This window comes from Massilia scottii (assembly GCF_030846495.1).
Taxonomy (GTDB): Bacteria; Pseudomonadota; Gammaproteobacteria; order Burkholderiales; family Burkholderiaceae_D; genus Telluria_A; species Telluria_A violaceinigra.
Window position 1 is genome coordinate 262466 of sequence record NZ_JAVCWM010000002.1, and the last position, 14816, is coordinate 277281.

10 protein-coding genes and 1 riboswitch are annotated in these 14816 nt (G+C 66.8%); of the genes, 4 read left to right on the forward strand and 6 right to left on the reverse strand.

Features of this window, described 5'->3' with window-relative positions; translation table 11 throughout:
- Positions 1-3: 3 nt before the first annotated feature.
- The gene (locus RBA41_RS03490; protein ID WP_306621073.1) at positions 4-1416 is read left to right on the forward strand and encodes a bifunctional enoyl-CoA hydratase/phosphate acetyltransferase; all 1413 of its coding nucleotides are present in this window, start codon (positions 4-6) and stop codon (positions 1414-1416) included.
- Between the two features lie 307 nt (positions 1417-1723).
- Here the strand turns inward: RBA41_RS03490 and RBA41_RS03495 are convergent, their stop codons facing one another.
- The 6 genes from RBA41_RS03495 to RBA41_RS03520 all read right to left on the reverse strand — a co-directional run bounded on the left by RBA41_RS03495 (position 1724) and on the right by RBA41_RS03520 (position 12266).
- Positions 1724-2377 (reverse strand): dienelactone hydrolase family protein, encoded by a 654-nt coding sequence (locus RBA41_RS03495; protein ID WP_306621075.1) that lies wholly within the window; start codon positions 2375-2377, stop codon positions 1724-1726.
- Between the two features lie 615 nt (positions 2378-2992).
- Complete coding sequence (locus RBA41_RS03500) at positions 2993-4657, reverse strand: PepSY domain-containing protein (protein WP_306621077.1); 1665 nt, start codon at positions 4655-4657, stop codon at positions 2993-2995.
- A gap of 8 nt (positions 4658-4665) precedes the next feature.
- Complete coding sequence (locus RBA41_RS03505; RefSeq protein WP_306621079.1) at positions 4666-6816, reverse strand: TonB-dependent receptor; 2151 nt, start codon at positions 6814-6816, stop codon at positions 4666-4668.
- Between the two features lie 107 nt (positions 6817-6923).
- Complete coding sequence (locus tag RBA41_RS03510) at positions 6924-7310, reverse strand: DUF2946 domain-containing protein (RefSeq protein WP_306621081.1); 387 nt, start codon at positions 7308-7310, stop codon at positions 6924-6926.
- A gap of 97 nt (positions 7311-7407) precedes the next feature.
- Entirely contained in the window at positions 7408-9510 is a 2103-nt protein-coding gene (locus RBA41_RS03515; RefSeq protein ID WP_306621082.1) for a TonB-dependent receptor, read from the reverse strand.
- Between the two features lie 177 nt (positions 9511-9687).
- A riboswitch (cobalamin riboswitch) is annotated at positions 9688-9924 on the reverse strand.
- Positions 9925-10064: 140 nt separating this feature from the next.
- Positions 10065-12266 (reverse strand): TonB-dependent siderophore receptor, encoded by a 2202-nt coding sequence (locus tag RBA41_RS03520; protein ID WP_306621084.1) that lies wholly within the window; start codon positions 12264-12266, stop codon positions 10065-10067.
- Between the two features lie 243 nt (positions 12267-12509).
- On the opposite strand from RBA41_RS03520, the gene RBA41_RS03525 reads away from it, so the two are divergent.
- Genes RBA41_RS03525 through RBA41_RS03535 form a run of 3 tightly spaced genes read left to right on the forward strand, consistent with a single transcriptional unit; the run spans position 12510 to position 14736 of the window.
- Positions 12510-12815 (forward strand): hypothetical protein, encoded by a 306-nt coding sequence (locus RBA41_RS03525; protein WP_306621086.1) that lies wholly within the window; start codon positions 12510-12512, stop codon positions 12813-12815.
- Complete coding sequence (locus RBA41_RS03530; RefSeq protein ID WP_306621088.1) at positions 12812-14389, forward strand: PepSY-associated TM helix domain-containing protein; 1578 nt, start codon at positions 12812-12814, stop codon at positions 14387-14389. Before RBA41_RS03525 ends, RBA41_RS03530 begins: the two co-directional genes overlap by 4 nt.
- Positions 14386-14736 carry a DUF3325 family protein gene (locus tag RBA41_RS03535; RefSeq protein ID WP_306621090.1) on the forward strand — a complete coding sequence of 117 codons (351 nt, stop codon included), beginning with the start codon at positions 14386-14388 and terminating at the stop codon, positions 14734-14736. Before RBA41_RS03530 ends, RBA41_RS03535 begins: the two co-directional genes overlap by 4 nt.
- Positions 14737-14816: the final 80 nt, after the last annotated feature.

Below are 14816 nucleotides of genomic sequence, written 5' to 3' on the forward strand. Positions count from 1 at the left end.
CCCATGACGCAAGTACCCGCTTCGCCGAGTATCGAAAACCGCACCTTCGATGAGATCCGGATCGGCGAGTCCGCCGCGCTGGCGCGTACGCTCTCCAGAGCCGACATCGAGCTCTTCGCGGTGATGTCCGGCGACGTCAACCCCGCGCACCTGGACGAAGAATTCGCCAGGACCAGCAAGTTCAGCGACATTGTTGCGCACGGCATGTGGGGTGGGGCGCTCATTTCCACCGTGCTGGGCACGCAACTGCCTGGAGCGGGGACGATCTATCTCGGCCAGAACCTGCGCTTCCTTCGCCCGGTGATGCTGGGGGACACCGTGACCGTGACCTTGACGGTGCAGGAGAAGGACAGCGGGAAACGCCGCATCGTGTTCGACTGCCTGTGCGTCAACCAGCATGGCCAGCCAGTCATCACCGGTTCGGCCGAGGTCATCGCGCCGGCCGCGAAAATCAGCAGGCCGCGCATCGTCCTGCCCGAGGTGCGCCTGATCGACAAGTACGCGCGCTACCGCGAGCTGCTGGCGAAAACCAGGGCATTGGCCGCGGTGACGGCCGTGGTCGCGCATCCGTGCGACGAAGCGTCCTTGTCGGCGACGGTCGAAGCGGCGAAGGCGGGACTGATCAAGCCGGTCCTGGTGGGGCCGGCAGCGAAGATCCGCGCTATCGCCAGCGCCGCGGCACTCGATATTTCATCGTTCACCCTGGTGGAGGCGGCGCACAGCCACGATGCCGCCGAAAAAGCCGTCCGGCTTGTCGCCGCCGGCGATGCCGAAATCTTAATGAAAGGAAGTTTGCCCACGGATGAACTCATGGACGCTGTCACCGCGCGCACCGGCGGCTTGCGTACGAGGCGGCGCATGAGCCATGTCTACGTGATGGACGTTCCCAGCTATCCGCGGCCGCTGTTGATCACCGATGCGGCTCTCAACATCGATCCAAGCCTGTCCGACAAGCGCGACATCGTGCAGAACGCGATTGACCTGGCGATCGTGCTGGGCGTCGACACGCCGAAGGTCGCCATTCTGTCGGCGGTGGAGACGGTCGATCCCAGGCTGCGCTCGACCATGGATGCCGCCGCGCTGTGCAAGATGGCGCAGCGCGGCCAGATCACCGGGGGCGTGCTCGATGGCCCCCTGGCGTTCGACAGCGCGGTGTCGCAGTCGGCCGCGCTTGCCGGCCAGGTCGCATCGCCGGTCGCCGGACAAGCTGATATCCTGCTTGTTCCCGACCTCACCTCAGGCAGCATGCTCGCCAAACAGTTGCTGTACCTGGCCGACTCCCAGGCTGCCGGCATCGTTCTGGGCGCGCGCGCACCGGTCATCCTGACCGACTGTTCGGATAATCTGTTACGGCGGCTGGCTTCCTGCGCCGTTGCGCTGCTGCTGGCGCACCATTACCGGACGTCTCCGCCATGACCGCGGCGAGGTGGCGGCGAGGCGAAGGAGCGAGGGCGACGATTGGCAACACGGTCTTGCCGACGCCACCGGGAAACGCTATTGACCGGGAGCCAAGCAGGTTTTTCGCAGCTATGCAGGCGCTACGATGACGGGCGACATGCTGGCACCGCAAACCGAGGAGTTGCCGGGCAAAGCCATGCTCGAGCCGCTGATGCGCAGTGGCCGCTCGTCTTTGCGCTGCATGGGCATGCGGCTCCGGAACTGAGGAACTGGCGCCGGTCGACGGGGAATCGGCGTACTTTACATGATCTTGGAAGAGAAGAGTTCATCGGGATGCGGGCAAGTGCCGTCCGAACCACTGCGCGGCAAGGGCAGCGACCGCTTCCAATGTTCCGGGCTCTTCAAACAGATGGGTGGCGTGAGGAATAATGTCGAGCCGCTTTTCACAACGCAACACGGAAAAGGCAGCGCGGTTCAGCCTGATGACGGCATCGTCGCGGCCGCCAACAATGAGCAGGGTTGGCGCACGTACCTTTTCCAGCGCGTTCTGTCCCGCCATGTCCGGCCGCCCCCCGCGTGACACCACGGCCGCGATATCGGCATCGTTACTGGCGGCGGCCTGCAATGCCGCGGCGCCCCCCGTGCTGGCGCCGAACAAGCCGATCGGCAGACTGCGCGTGCTGTCGTGCCGGCGCAGCCAGGCGATCACTGCGCTGAGCCGGTCCGTCAGCAATGCGATGTCGAAGCGCGATTGAGCGATCCTGTCTTCCTGCTGCGTCAGCAGGTCGATCAACAGCGTTCCCACGCCGGCCCGGCAAAGCTGGTCGGCGACATAGACGTTGCGCGGACTCAAGCGACTGCTGCCACTGCCGTGTGCAAACAACACGACGCCGAGCGGTTTGTCGGGCAGTTCAAGCATGCCTTCCAGATTGGCTTGGCCAGCCTTGACCGTGACAAGCTCTTTGAGTACCGGATGCATGCTCAGTGTCTCCCCGCTTCCATACTACCCCTCTTGCCCGTCTGATCTGCGGCCGATGCCGGCATGCGCCGGGTTCGCATGCGGTGCGCTTCGCCGCGCAGACCCGTTACCTCGTCATCACCGATTTGCGTGGAAAACCTCGTACCGCTGGTCCACGGCATGGAATGGCGCGGGAGTCGGCAGGACAATCATGTCATCGACTTCCGAACGCTGCGGTTCCTGACGGCTGCAAGGGGCTGCGCAAGCATTTCTCCGGCCTGCATTCGATTCTTGAAGCCTATCAATTGAGGCATGATTCTGATTCCAACGGTTTTCTACTATTTGATCGCCCGCCGATCCAATCGTGCGACGATCATGCATGGGAGTTTGAGAGAGATCAATCGTCATTCAGTTGGGATGTGCTGTAGGCATGTCCATGGCAATTTACCTCGCTTTGCAAGTGGTTTGCATAGGTTGACGTCGCGCCGGCGCTTGGGCTGGACCGCCGGCTTTGTCGGCACCGATCGCCGGTTCGAGCGCGGCGTGCGCCAGGCAATCGATGCAGAAGCCATTCATCGCTTTTGCGGGCGCGCTTTTCCGGCCGCCGACAGGCTACCTGCATCATGCGGTGGGTCGTTACCGCGCCTGTGTCCGGGCTGACGCCGCCCGGCGGTGTCGCGTTTCAGATGAAGACCCACCACTGCGGTGCGCCTGGGAATCGCCTGTGTGCGGATGGATGGGCACTACATCCGCGCCGTCCGGCAGCGCCCGGCCGCGTAGCCTGGACCATGCGCGGCCGTCGCCCGCAGCGTGCAACTTTCGCCCCAGCCTGCGCCAGCCGATCACCACGCCGGTCATGCTCAAGATGGCGCCGCCGACACTGAGCGCCAGCATGACCAGGTCCCACAAGGGCCGGCGCTCCAGCAAAGGCAGCCAATCCCAACTGTGCAGCATGGCGAACAGCCAGCGGCTCCAGCGCTTGTGGCGGTCGCTGCGGCCGACCAGCGCACCCGTGTGGGGATCCAGATACACCCAGCTCTGGTGCGGATCGGCAAAGGCGATGCGCCACACCGGAAGCGGCTTGCCGCCGCCGCCGGTCATGCTGTGGGCGTCGCGGCTGTAGTAGTACAGGTCGTACGCGTCCAGGCGTTCGACCTTGGCCACCGGATGGGGCAGCAGCGCGCGCGCGGCATCGAGCAGCGCGCCGCCAGCGACCGCTGCCGGGCGGCTGGTCCGGCTGTCCAGCACGCGCGGCGCACCGGCCGCCGGCTGGGCCAGCACCATTGTGCCTCCCAGCACCCGCGTCCACTTGAGCTCGCGTATCCCCGGGCCCGCAGCGGACAATAACGCCGCCGGCGCCGCATCGCGCGCGGACGGCAGCAGCGCCGCGCCTTCGAGCGCCTCGATGCGCAGCGGGGGCGCGCCGCCGTCGAAGATGCGCCACGGGTTCATCGACATCAGCCCGCTGAAGATCCAGGTTGCCGTCACCACCCCGAACAGCAGGCCGCCAATATGGTGCCAGCGCATCATCGCACCCGGATAGGGCGAACGCGAACCGCTGCGGTAGGGCGCCCGGAAGCGCCAGCGCAATATGCCGACTGTGGCGCCGCTAAGCACCATGGCGGTGCCGGCAATGGCCAGCCAGTTGACGATATCGGCCCAGTAAGGCTCGAACACATTGCCGCGCAAAGGGTACAGCCAGTGGATCCACGCGCCGGCGTAGTTCCACAGCCGTTCATGGCGCGGCGCATCGCGCACCACTTCGCCGGTCCGGCCCGACACATACAGCAGCGTTTGCTCCGGGTCGGCCAATTGCACGCGGTGCAGGGGCCGGTGTCCATCCAGCCCGCGCGAGTGGGTAAACGCATCTTCCTCGACCGTGCCCAGGTAATGGGTGCCGACACCCGGGCCGGCGAACGCGGCCGCGCTGGCCATGGCGCGCGCCCGGTCCGTGAGCGGTATCCGCTCGCCGCTGCGCGCATCGACAGCGATGGCCGCCGCTCCCTTGGCGCCGGTGGGCTGAACAAGGTAGACCGCGTCCCCGCCGCTGGCAGCGGCCAGCCGAAGTTCCTTGAGCGGTCCGGTGACGCCGGCCATCGCCATGGCCTGTTGCGGCCCGAGCAGCGGCGCGCCGGCCTGCAGGGCCGGCAAATGGCGCAGGCGCTCGGCATCGGTCAGTTTCGGATAGCCGACGTACATCATGACCACGCCGGAGACGAACCACATCGCGAAAAAGGCGCACAGGACAATGCCAAGCCAGCGGTGGCCCAGCAATAGCAGGCGTTTGAACGAAGTTCCCATCGGCGGCCTCAAAACGCTACGCGCAGCGCAAGGTCGGCCGTGCGCGGCGCGCCCAGATAGGCCATGGCCGCACCGAGGTTGACGGCGTGGACCCGGTCTCCCGCATTGCGCACCCGTCCCACCACGGTGACATCGCGGCTGATCTGGTAACGCAGGCCCAGGTCGAGCAGGGTGTAGGCCGGCCAGGCGATGCTGTTGGCCGCATCCGCATGCACGCTGCCCACGTGGCGCAGACCCAGGTCGGCCTTGATGGCGGGCGTGACGGCGTAGCCCAGCCACAGGTTGGCGACGGAGCGCGGCGTATTCGCCGGCGTCTTGCCCGCCAGCGAGACACCGCCCTGGCGGTATTGCTCGTATTGCGCATCGACCCGGGTCAGGTTGCCCTGGATCGACCACTGGCGCGTCGCTTGCAGGCCCAGCGACAGCTCGACGCCGCTGGCCGATTGCTCACCGACCAGCACCGTCAGGGCGCTGTTGTCCGGGTCCTGGGTGGCGATGTTTTTGCGCTCGATGCGGTACGCCGCCACCGTGGCCGCGCCTTTGCCTTGCCAGAAGTCCAGCTTGGCGCCGATCTCTCCCTGGCGTCCGGTCGTCAGTTCGCTGTTGTTGCGCACGTCGGCAAACGAGGCGGTCGACAACACGCCCGACGGCGGGTCGGCCGCCGTTGCATACTGGACGTAGGCGGTGGTACCCGGCGCAAGGTTCCATACCAGCCCGGCGCGGCCGGTGGTTGGCCTGTAGCGGCGCGCAAAGCTGGCCGGGTTGGCGGCGCTGATCTCGCGCCGGTTGACCAGGTCCAGGTCGATGCGCTCGTGGCGCAGCGCGGTCACCAGGTTCAGCGAGGGCGCGATGGCGGTGCGGTTTTCGATGTAGGCGGCGCGGGTCGTGACCTTGTTGTCGCGGTCGGGCCGCAAGGCCGGGCTCATGCCGGGAATGTCGAAGAAGCGCTCGGTCGCGAAGTCGTAGGGATCGACGCTGCCGAGCGAGGCCGGCAGGCTGTTCGGAAAGCGGGTCTGCCGGTTGACGCTGACCTCAATGCCGAACGCCCAGTCGCTGCGCCGGCCCGCCAACTCGCCCTTGCAGGTGGCGTCGAGGCGCTCGCCCAGCATGCGCTGCTCGTGGTGCTGCAACAGGATGCCGGAGCGCGCCACGGCCGTGTTGGCCGGGTTGAAGCGGTAGCTCTCGACGTTACGGTAGTCGCGCACGGCGTCGTAGGCATACACGGTATTGGTGAGCTGGACCGCTTCGCTGGCGCGCCATTCGGCCACTGAGCGCAGCCAGTGCACGCGCTGGGCGTAGACGCCGTCGGTGCTGTTGTAGTTCTTGAAGCGGGTGGCCGGATCGATGCGCGCGCGGCCGGCGACCGGATTGAGGAGCGGCGTGCCCCAGTAGGGCCGTGCCACATCCTCCTCCTGGAACTCGTAGGCCAGGATATGGGAGAAGCGCGCACCGATGTCGGAGCGCAGCGATGCCGCCAGCTGGGTTGAGCGGGCGCCGCCCGCGTCGATCCAGCTGGCAGCATCGCGATGGTTGAGGTCGATGCGGACGTGATGCTCGTCGCCGCCCGCGCCGCCGATACGCCGGTTCAGCCCGATGGACGCTTCCTTCAATCCCTGTGTGCCGAGGCGTACTTGCCCCTCGCCGGCATCGCGCCGTTCGGCCACCCTGGTAATGTAGTTGATGGAACCGCCGACCGCACCCGAACCGAACAGGAAGCTCGACGGGCCGCCGATGGCTTCCACCCGGTCGATGATCCAGCTGTCGACCGGGCGCGCCGCGATCGCATACTGAACGTTGATGCCATTGAAGAGCTGGCTGATCGATCCGCTGCCGAAGCCGCGGTAGCTGACCCCGATATTGCCCGGCGCATTGTGGGCGCTGACCCCGGGAATGGCGCGCAGGATTTCCTGGGTATCCTGGGCGCCGCGCGCGTCGATCATGGCACGGTCGACCAGGGTGACGGTGGCCGGTGTCTCGCGCGGCGTCAGGCCGAGCCGGCTGCCGGTGGCGGCGGCCGTGTCCAGGTTCAGCTTGCCGTTGGCGCGCGGCGCGCTTCCCGTGATCTCCACCGTGGGAAGGGGCTCATCGGCGCGGGCGTGGGCGTTCATGGCGGTGCAGGCAAGGGCCAGCGCCGCCGCATGGAATGGGGTTGCAGTCATATGGTGCTCTTGTGTCGTTTGCCTTGTGACAGGCGAGTGGAGATGGGCGCCGCATGCGGCGCCTGGTCGGCTTGCTTGAGCCGATTCGTGAGCGAAGTCTTACCGGATCAGAGCGATGGCGGACCGCGTGCCTGCGCGGCTGTCCATGCGAAGCGGGCTTTGGGCGCGTCGGGGAGGCGCGCGGTGGGTGGGGCGTCGGCGACGGCAAGCGCCAGCTGGCAAGGCGCTTGCGGCAGCAGGAGCATGCCGTTGCTGTGATGGCAGTACGGGCAGTGTTTGAGCTTGCCGTCGTGTGGCGCGGGCGCAGCGTCGCCGGCCGGCAGTCGGTCGGCGGCGGCCGCCGCGCTGCCAGCCCGGCAGATGTCAGCCGGCGGGTAGGGCGCGCTGGCGTTGGCGGTGAATGCATGCGAGAGCGCCGGCGCCAGCACGGCCACGAGCATGGCCAGCACGGCCAGCCAGGACGCCAGGAGCTGCGCGCTGCGGTTCATGCGCATCGTCGCGCTGCTCTCATGGTAAACATGCGCGGATTGTAGCAGCGCACGATGTATGCCGTAAATGGCGGCGTGCCGGCGCAGGCAGGTTCGCGGCCATTCAGAAGCGCCATGCCAGGCCGGCGCGCAGCGTGCGCATTTCGCCCGGATGGGTATGAATGTCGGCGACCGGTGCAGGCTCGCCCGGCAACTGCGATGCGTAGTAGTAGTCGATATCGCTCACGCGGCGGTCCAGCAAATTGAGCACTTCGATTGTCAGCTTGAGGCGTGGCGCGAGCCGGTAGCCGAGCTTCATGTTGAGCAAGGTGGACGAGGGCGAGCGGACCGAATCGTCTTCGACCAGTGCGCGCGGGCCGAAGTAGCGCAGGCGCACGCCGCCCGACCACGGGCCGGCGGCGCCCGACACACCGAGCGAGGCGGTGCGGGTGATCGACCCGGGGATGAAGGCGCCGGCCGGATCGCTGTCGCGAAAGCGCGCGTGCGACCACGCCAGGTTGGCATCGATGATCCAGTCCCTGGCGGGCGTGTAAAAATTGGCCAGCTCGACGCCGTGCCGCCGGCTCGGGCGGCCTGCCTCGGTGGTGCCGGCGTCGCCGATGAAGATCAGTTCGGAATCGAGGTCGAGCTTCCAGGCGGCGATGGTGGTTTGCATGCCCGGCACCAGGCCGGCCAGCCGCAAGCCTGCCTCCTTGCCGGTTCCCCGCACCAGTGGCGTGGCGGGCTTGATGTCCGCACCGTCGGCGTCCACCGCCAGGCCGGTCCTGGGATCGACGGTGCCGGTCACGCCACGCGCGTCATTGCTGTGGAAGCCCCGTCCCCAGTTCAGGTACATCTCCGCATTGTTCCCCAGCGTGAAAATCGCCGTGAACTTCGGACTGGTGATGCCGGCATTCACCTTGCCCGAGTTGGCGCCCGTGTCGCTGTGGACATCGAACCCGTAGCGGTCGGCGCGCAGCCCGGCGACAGTGCGCAGCCATGGCGCCCAGACGGTGCTATTGGACAGGTACAGCGCGCCGCTGCGCTGCTTGACCCTGTCCTCGCGCACGCTCAAGCGGCGCTGGCGCGCCTGGCTCAAATACAGGCCGACCGGGGCCAGCCTGTCCTGGCGCAGCTGAACGCCGAACGCTGTCTCGGAAGCGAAGGGGCCCAGGGCGTGGCGCCATGCGCGCTGCGCGTCCAGGCCGAGAATCTGCCGGCTTTCCGCCTGGTGGAACTGGTCGCCGTGCTCCGGATCGTCCAGTGCATAGGTAAAGTCGCTGAACAGGTCGAGCCGCGATGCGATGATGTAGGCATTGGCCCTGGCGCTGCCCGTGCCGTACTGGCGGCGCCACTCGCCCGACAGGCTGTAACGCGAGGTGTCGCCGCCATCCGTGGGAGCGAGCGTGCCATAGCGGCCGATCAGCCCGGCGTCGAGCGCGCGTTGCGGCACCTGATCGGTCGACGTCCACGACGAATGCATGCCCATCGCCGTCACCCGCACATCGTCGTCGCCGCGCCGCCAGCTGTACGACAGCACGCCGTTGACACGCTTGTAGTCTTCCGGCGTCTCCCAGGGACCATCCTGGCCCGCGCGTTCGAGGGCGTACAGCAGCGTACCGGCGGCGAGCGGGGTGGCGTTGGCGAGCAGCGCGCGGCTGAAGCGGTTCTGGCCGGCCTCCAGGCTCAGCAAGCCTTGCTCCATGTGCCGCACGTAGTCGAAAGCGGCTGCGCCGGCGACGGAAAAATCGCCTTCCTCCGCGTAATAGGTGCCTTTTTTATACGCGATGGTGCTGACCAGCTCCGGAATCAGGAAATTCAGGTCCGAATAGCCCTGGCCGTGCGCATTGGTCGGCAAGTTGACCGGCATGCCCATGACCGTGGTGCGGAAATCGGTGCCGTGATCGAGATTGAATCCGCGCGCGAAATATTGATTGGCTTTGCCGTCGCCGGCGTGCTGGGTCACGATCAGGCCTGGCACCGCTTCAAGCAGCTCGCCTGTGCGCAGCAAGGGACGGTTTTCGAGCTGCCTGGCGGTCACGGTGCCCTGGTTGGCCGAATCGGCGACGCCGAGCGGTATCAGGCTGGCGGACACGCGCACTTGCTGGACGGGGGATGGGGTATCGCCGTCGACGGTGGCGTTGGCAAAGGCGGGCATGGCCAGCAGCAGCATTGGCGACAGCAGGCGCAGCCCGCGTTGCGACGGGGCAGGGGTGGTATTTTTCACGGGTACTCTCGGTTAAGACCGGACAGGCCGGTCCGCTTGTTTTGTACGGCGCACATCCCCGTGCACCGAGAAAAAAGAAGCTGCGGCCGACAGAGGCGCGAGAGTCGATGGAGATGAGGGAGCGGCGGCGTTAAGCGCGGTCCCAGGCGATCCACAAACACGACAATTCCCGGCCGCTTGCTTCCATGCGTCCTGGCCGGTATCCGGGCTGACAGGTCAGATTGCCTCGCCTTCCCATGCCGGCGGCACAGTGGACCAAAGAGACAACCGGCCGCACGTCGTTGCACGACATGCGGCGCCTGTTTTACCGTTGCGGGGACAGCACACGTTTGCCGCTGGCATGCCAGCGCGTGTTTCCCGTTTAACTGCGGCCTTCAGAACAAGGCCGCGAGCACCAAAACGTGGCAATCATAACGGCTGCTGATGTATTTGGCAACGTTTCAATATGCAGTGACAGGCCGGGCCCGAGGAAGCGCTACGCTTGCCGGCCGGCGCCGGACAGCCTGGCGCGCCTCATTGCCGCATCATGGGCAATGAAGTGCGCAAACTGGCGCTTACCAGTTGTATTTCAAGGTCGCCCGTGCCGAGCGCGAGAGGCCCAGATAGCAGCTGTGGGCGGCGAAGCAGGAGGCGACATACTCCTTGTCCGCCACATTGTTCACGTGCAGTTCGGCCATCCAGTCGTTCATGCCCAGCCGGCCCAGGTCGTAGCGCAGCGCCAGGTCGAACAGGGTGCGGGCGGGCGCCGCGAAGCTGTTGATCGTGTCGCCCTGCGTCTTGCCGGTGTAGCGCGCGCCCAGGCCCAGGCCCAGGCCGGCCAGCGCGCCTGCGCGCACGGTGTAGTTGGCCCACACGGAAGCGCTGTGCGCGGGAATCTGCGCGCGCCGCTTGCCCAGGTCGGTGTTGTTGCTGCGCGTGACCTCGTCGTCCAGGTAGGTGTAGGCCGCCGTCAGGTCCAGGTCCTTGACCAGCTGTGCCTTGCCTTCGAGCTCGATGCCGCGCGTGCGCACTTCGCCGGTCTGGATGCTGAAGCCGGTGTGCCCGGGGTCGCCGGTTGTCATGTTTTGCTGGGTCAGGTCGAACAGCGCGAGCGTCACCATGTGGGCGCTGCCGGCAGGCTGGTATTTGACGCCGGCTTCGGCCTGCTTGCCCTTCATCGGTGAGAACACGGTGCCGTCGAATGCCCGGCCGCTGATCGGTTCGAACGAAGTGGCGTAGCTGGCGTACGGCGCGACACCGCTGGCGAAGTTGTAGATCACGCCGACCCGGCCCGTGATGGCGTCGTCGTCCTGCAAGGTCGTGCCGTTGGTCAGGCGGTTGCGCGTATCGCTGCGCGCCTGGTCCTGGCGGCCGCCCACCAGCACGGACAGTGCGCCCAATTTGATCTGGTCCTGGACATACACGCCGAGCTGGCGTCCCACCACATCTTCGCTCTGGAACACGGCTTGCGCGGGGATGGCCTGGTTGTACTTCGGCGCGAACAGGTCGAGCGCCGGCACGCCGTTGAAACCGAAATGGCGCACCGCATCGTTGGTGCGGCGCTGGTAGTCGATCCCGCCCAGCATGGTGTGCTGCAGCGCGCCGCTCTTGAATTTCCATTCGAGCTGGCTGTCGAGGCTGATGTTGGCGGCATCCTCGACGGCGGAGAAGGCGCTGCGGTTCAGGGTGCGGCGGTCGGCCGCGAGCGTGCGCCGGTACAGCCACTGCGAATCGAGTTCGTTGCGGGTGTAGCGCAGGTTCTGGCGGATGGTCAGGGTATCGTTCACGGCATGGCTGAACAGATAGCCGATCGAGGCGGTGGTGCGGTCCCAGTTCTCGTAGCCCGGGTCGCCCACGCGGATATCGCTCGCCACACGGCCGCCCGGATTGCCGAACAGGCCGGCGGCGGGAATCACATTGACCAGGGTGGCGTTGATGTCGTCGTGCTGGTAATGCGCCAGCGCGGTCAGCGAGGTTTTTCCGTTGGTCCAGGTCAGCGAAGGCGCCACGACCTGGCGCTGGCGTTTGGCGGGTTCCTGTTGCAGGTTTTCGTCCAGGGCCAGGCCGGTTACGCGCCAATGCAGGCTGGCGCCGATGGCGCCCCCCACGTCGACGCCGCCGTCAAGGTGCGAGCGGGTGCCGGCGCCGAGGCGCACCTCATTGACCATGTCCGCGCCGGCGCGCTTGCTGACCATGTTGACGATGCCGCCGGGCTGGGTCTGGCCGAACAGGACCGAGGCCGGCCCCTTGACCACATCGACCCTCTCGAGCAGATACGGATCGAGATTGCCACCGTCGTAACCGGTGCCTTGCAGCTTCATGCCGTCCAGGTATTCGTTGAATGAAAAACCGGCGGTGCCGCCGCCGCCGAAGCCGCGCACGCGCACGCTGTTACCGCCGAACAGGGTGGTTTCGCCGGTGCCGCCCGAGGTCACGCCGGCGCTGTAGGCGACCGCCTCGCCCAGGTCGCGCACGTTGCGCGCATCCATCTCGGCGCGCGTGATCACGGAGACCGCCTGCGGCGTTTCGATGAGCGGGGTGTCGGTCTTGGTCGCGGCAGCGCTGCGGCGGGCGACGTAGCCCTGTTCCGGGGTGCGCTCCCCGTAGACGCTGACGGTCGGCAGGACGGTTTCCTGGCGCGCGCCGGCGCCGGCATCCTGCGCCTGGCTCGCGGGGGCGGACAGGGCCAGGCCCAGGCAGGCGGCGTGGAGGGCGGCGCTGATGACGGTGCGCCGGAAGGGCGTGGACTGTTGGCCTCGGTGCTGTGTGTTTTTCATATGGTTATTAACGACGGATCTGCAAAAATGAAATCGACAGGCCCGGGCCTGCCGATGCGCTCCCGGATGGAGCCGTGCGCTGGCCGTCGGCCTGGCGCGCCGGTGCAAGCCTGCCCGATGCAATCATCCGAACATCGCATCCGCCAGGCTGAACCATTGAATGAGAATGATAGTGATTTTCATTCAATAATCAGCTAGTATGACGCACAACCGACGTCACGGTGGCACCACCTCATAATTTCCATGTCCAAATTCGGCTTCAGCCGGCGGGCGGCCCTGGCGCGCACATTGATCGGCGCGCTGGGCGGCTACGTCCTGGCGATCTCTTTCATGGCCGCCGGCTCCGGCGTCCTGCTGGCCAGCGGCATGATGCGGCGTGCCGATGCAGTCGTCGGCACCGGCATGCTGGCCTTTCTGGTCTGGACCATCGCGCTGCTGGTGGCCTTTGGCGCCGCCACGACCCGGCGCGCCGCGGCCTGGGTGCTGGGCAGCGCGTTCGGCTTCGCGCTGATCGGCTGGTCCAGCCTGTCGCTGGCTGGTGTTGCATGACGGCGGCGTCCACGCCGCCGCGCCTGCGCCATGCCATGGACTACCTGCACACCTGGGCCGGGGTGCTGTGCTCCGCGCTGCTCTTCCTCGTGTTTTTCATGGGCTCGCTGTCGGTGTTCGACCAGGAAATCGACCGCTGGATGATGCCGGCGACCCGGGTGGCGCAGCCGGCGGCGGTGTCGTTCGACCGGCTCGCCTTGCCCCATCTGGAGCGGCTGGCCCCCGATGCGAAGCAATGGACCGTGCAATATCCGACCAGCCGCGCGCCCGCCATGCGCCTGAGCTGGTTCGAGAACGGCGCACTCCAGAGCCGCGATGTCGACGCCAATACCGGCCGGCTGCTGCCGCAAGCGGGCAGCAAGGGCGGCACCGGCTTCTTTTTCCCGTTTCATTACACCTTCCATATCAAATGGATGGACCTCGGCTACTGGTTGCTGGCGCTGGTATCGATCGCGATGCTGGCGCTGCTGGTGTCGGGCGTGATCATCCACAAGAAGATCTTTACCGACTTCTTCACCTTCCGCCCGGCCAAATCGCGCCAGCGCGCCACGCTCGACCTGCACCATGTCTCGGCCGTCCTGCTGCTGCCTTTCCATTTCACCATCACCTTGACCGGCCTGATCATCATGGTGTTCGTATACACCAGGCCGGGCATTGCGCTGGTGTACGGCAAGCAGGCGAACCAGGCGACACGGGAAGCGTTCGCCCTGGTGCAGCGCGAGCCATCCGGGCGGCGCGCCGAACTGGCCTCGGTCGATGCGATGGCGGCGCAGGCCCAGCGGCTCTGGGGCGGCGGCCAGATCCGCCGGGTCAGCGTGCGCAATCCGCATGACGCCCATGCCAGCGTCGACTTCCAGCGCCGTCCGCACGACCAGATCAGCTACGACACGCGGATGCTGAGCTTCGACGGCAGCAGCGGCGCGCTGCTTGGCCGCTCGGATCTGTCGGCCACAATCGGATTGCAACGTTTTTTCACCGGCTTGCACATGCTGCCGTTCGACCATTGGTGGTTGCGCTGGATGTATTTCGGGATGGGATTGGTGAGCTGTGTGATGATCGGCACCGGTATGCTGCTCTGGGTAGAGAAGCGCCGGGTGCGGCAGGTGAAGGAAGGCCGCAGCAGCTATCGGGTGGTCAACGCGGTGGCGGCGGCGGGCAGCGTGGGCGTGCTGGTGGCGACCCTGGCCATGCTTGTGTCCAACAAGCTGCTGCCCGAGGCAATTGCCGGCCGCGCACTGCTGGAGCAGTGCATGTTCTTCCTGGTATGGATCGGCACCCTGGTACATGCGCTGGCGCGGGCCTGGCAGCCACGCTTCCGGGCCGAGCTCGGCACCGCGTGGCGCGAACAGGCCTGGGCCAGCGCATTGCTGGCGCTCCTGGCCGTCGTGCTCAACGGCGTGCTGACGGGCGACCATCTGCTGCGCAGCGTCAGCCAGGGCAACATGGCCGTGGCCGGAACCGATCTGGTTCTGCTGGCCAGCGCCGCGCTGGCAGCCATGGCCGCGCGCCGCCTGGGCTCGCGCGGCGCGGCAACGGCGGGCGCGCCGCGCTTGCTGAAGGAAGCGGTGCCATGAACGCGCCGCTGATGGCCGCGGGTTCCGCTTTTGCGGCCTGGGCCGGCTTGGCCGTCCTGTGTTTTCAGTCCTCCAGCCAGCGCCGCCGCATGGGTTTGCGCGAACAGAGCGGGCGCGAGCGGTGGCGTTTCATCCTGGCCGGAGCGGCCCTGATCGCCATCTCGCTGGTGGCCGCCGTCGTCGCGGACGGCACCCGCTTCGGCCTGCTGCTGTGGCCGTGCCAGACCGGGATGCTGGGCGTGGCGCTCATCTGCTTGCTGCCGTTTGCGCGCAGCGCAGTGACGGCCAGCGCGCGCCTTGCCGCGCTGCTTGCGCCGCTGTCGCTCGCCGCCGCCAGCTGGATGTAAGGCCGCCGGCAAGCAGCATACGCCGATCTTGTAACGCATTGATCACACATTGTCACGAGTGGCAGAATTAAAACATAGGC

Bases quoted from the DNA above. Each gene is read 5' to 3' on its own strand.
- RBA41_RS03495 (WP_306621075.1), bottom strand. From the start codon at position 2,377: ATGCATCCGGTACTCAAAGAGCTTGTCACGGTCAAGGCTGGCCAAGCC.
- RBA41_RS03500 (WP_306621077.1), bottom strand. From the start codon at position 4,657: ATGGGAACTTCGTTCAAACGCCTGCTATTGCTGGGCCACCGCTGGCTT.
- RBA41_RS03505 (WP_306621079.1), bottom strand. From the start codon at position 6,816: ATGACTGCAACCCCATTCCATGCGGCGGCGCTGGCCCTTGCCTGCACC.
- RBA41_RS03530 (WP_306621088.1), top strand. From the start codon at position 12,812: ATGACGGCGGCGTCCACGCCGCCGCGCCTGCGCCATGCCATGGACTAC.
- RBA41_RS03535 (WP_306621090.1), top strand. From the start codon at position 14,386: ATGAACGCGCCGCTGATGGCCGCGGGTTCCGCTTTTGCGGCCTGGGCC.
- RBA41_RS03490 (WP_306621073.1), top strand. From the start codon at position 4: ATGACGCAAGTACCCGCTTCGCCGAGTATCGAAAACCGCACCTTCGAT.
- RBA41_RS03525 (WP_306621086.1), top strand. From the start codon at position 12,510: ATGTCCAAATTCGGCTTCAGCCGGCGGGCGGCCCTGGCGCGCACATTG.
- RBA41_RS03510 (WP_306621081.1), bottom strand. From the start codon at position 7,310: ATGCGCATGAACCGCAGCGCGCAGCTCCTGGCGTCCTGGCTGGCCGTG.
- RBA41_RS03520 (WP_306621084.1), bottom strand. From the start codon at position 12,266: ATGAAAAACACACAGCACCGAGGCCAACAGTCCACGCCCTTCCGGCGC.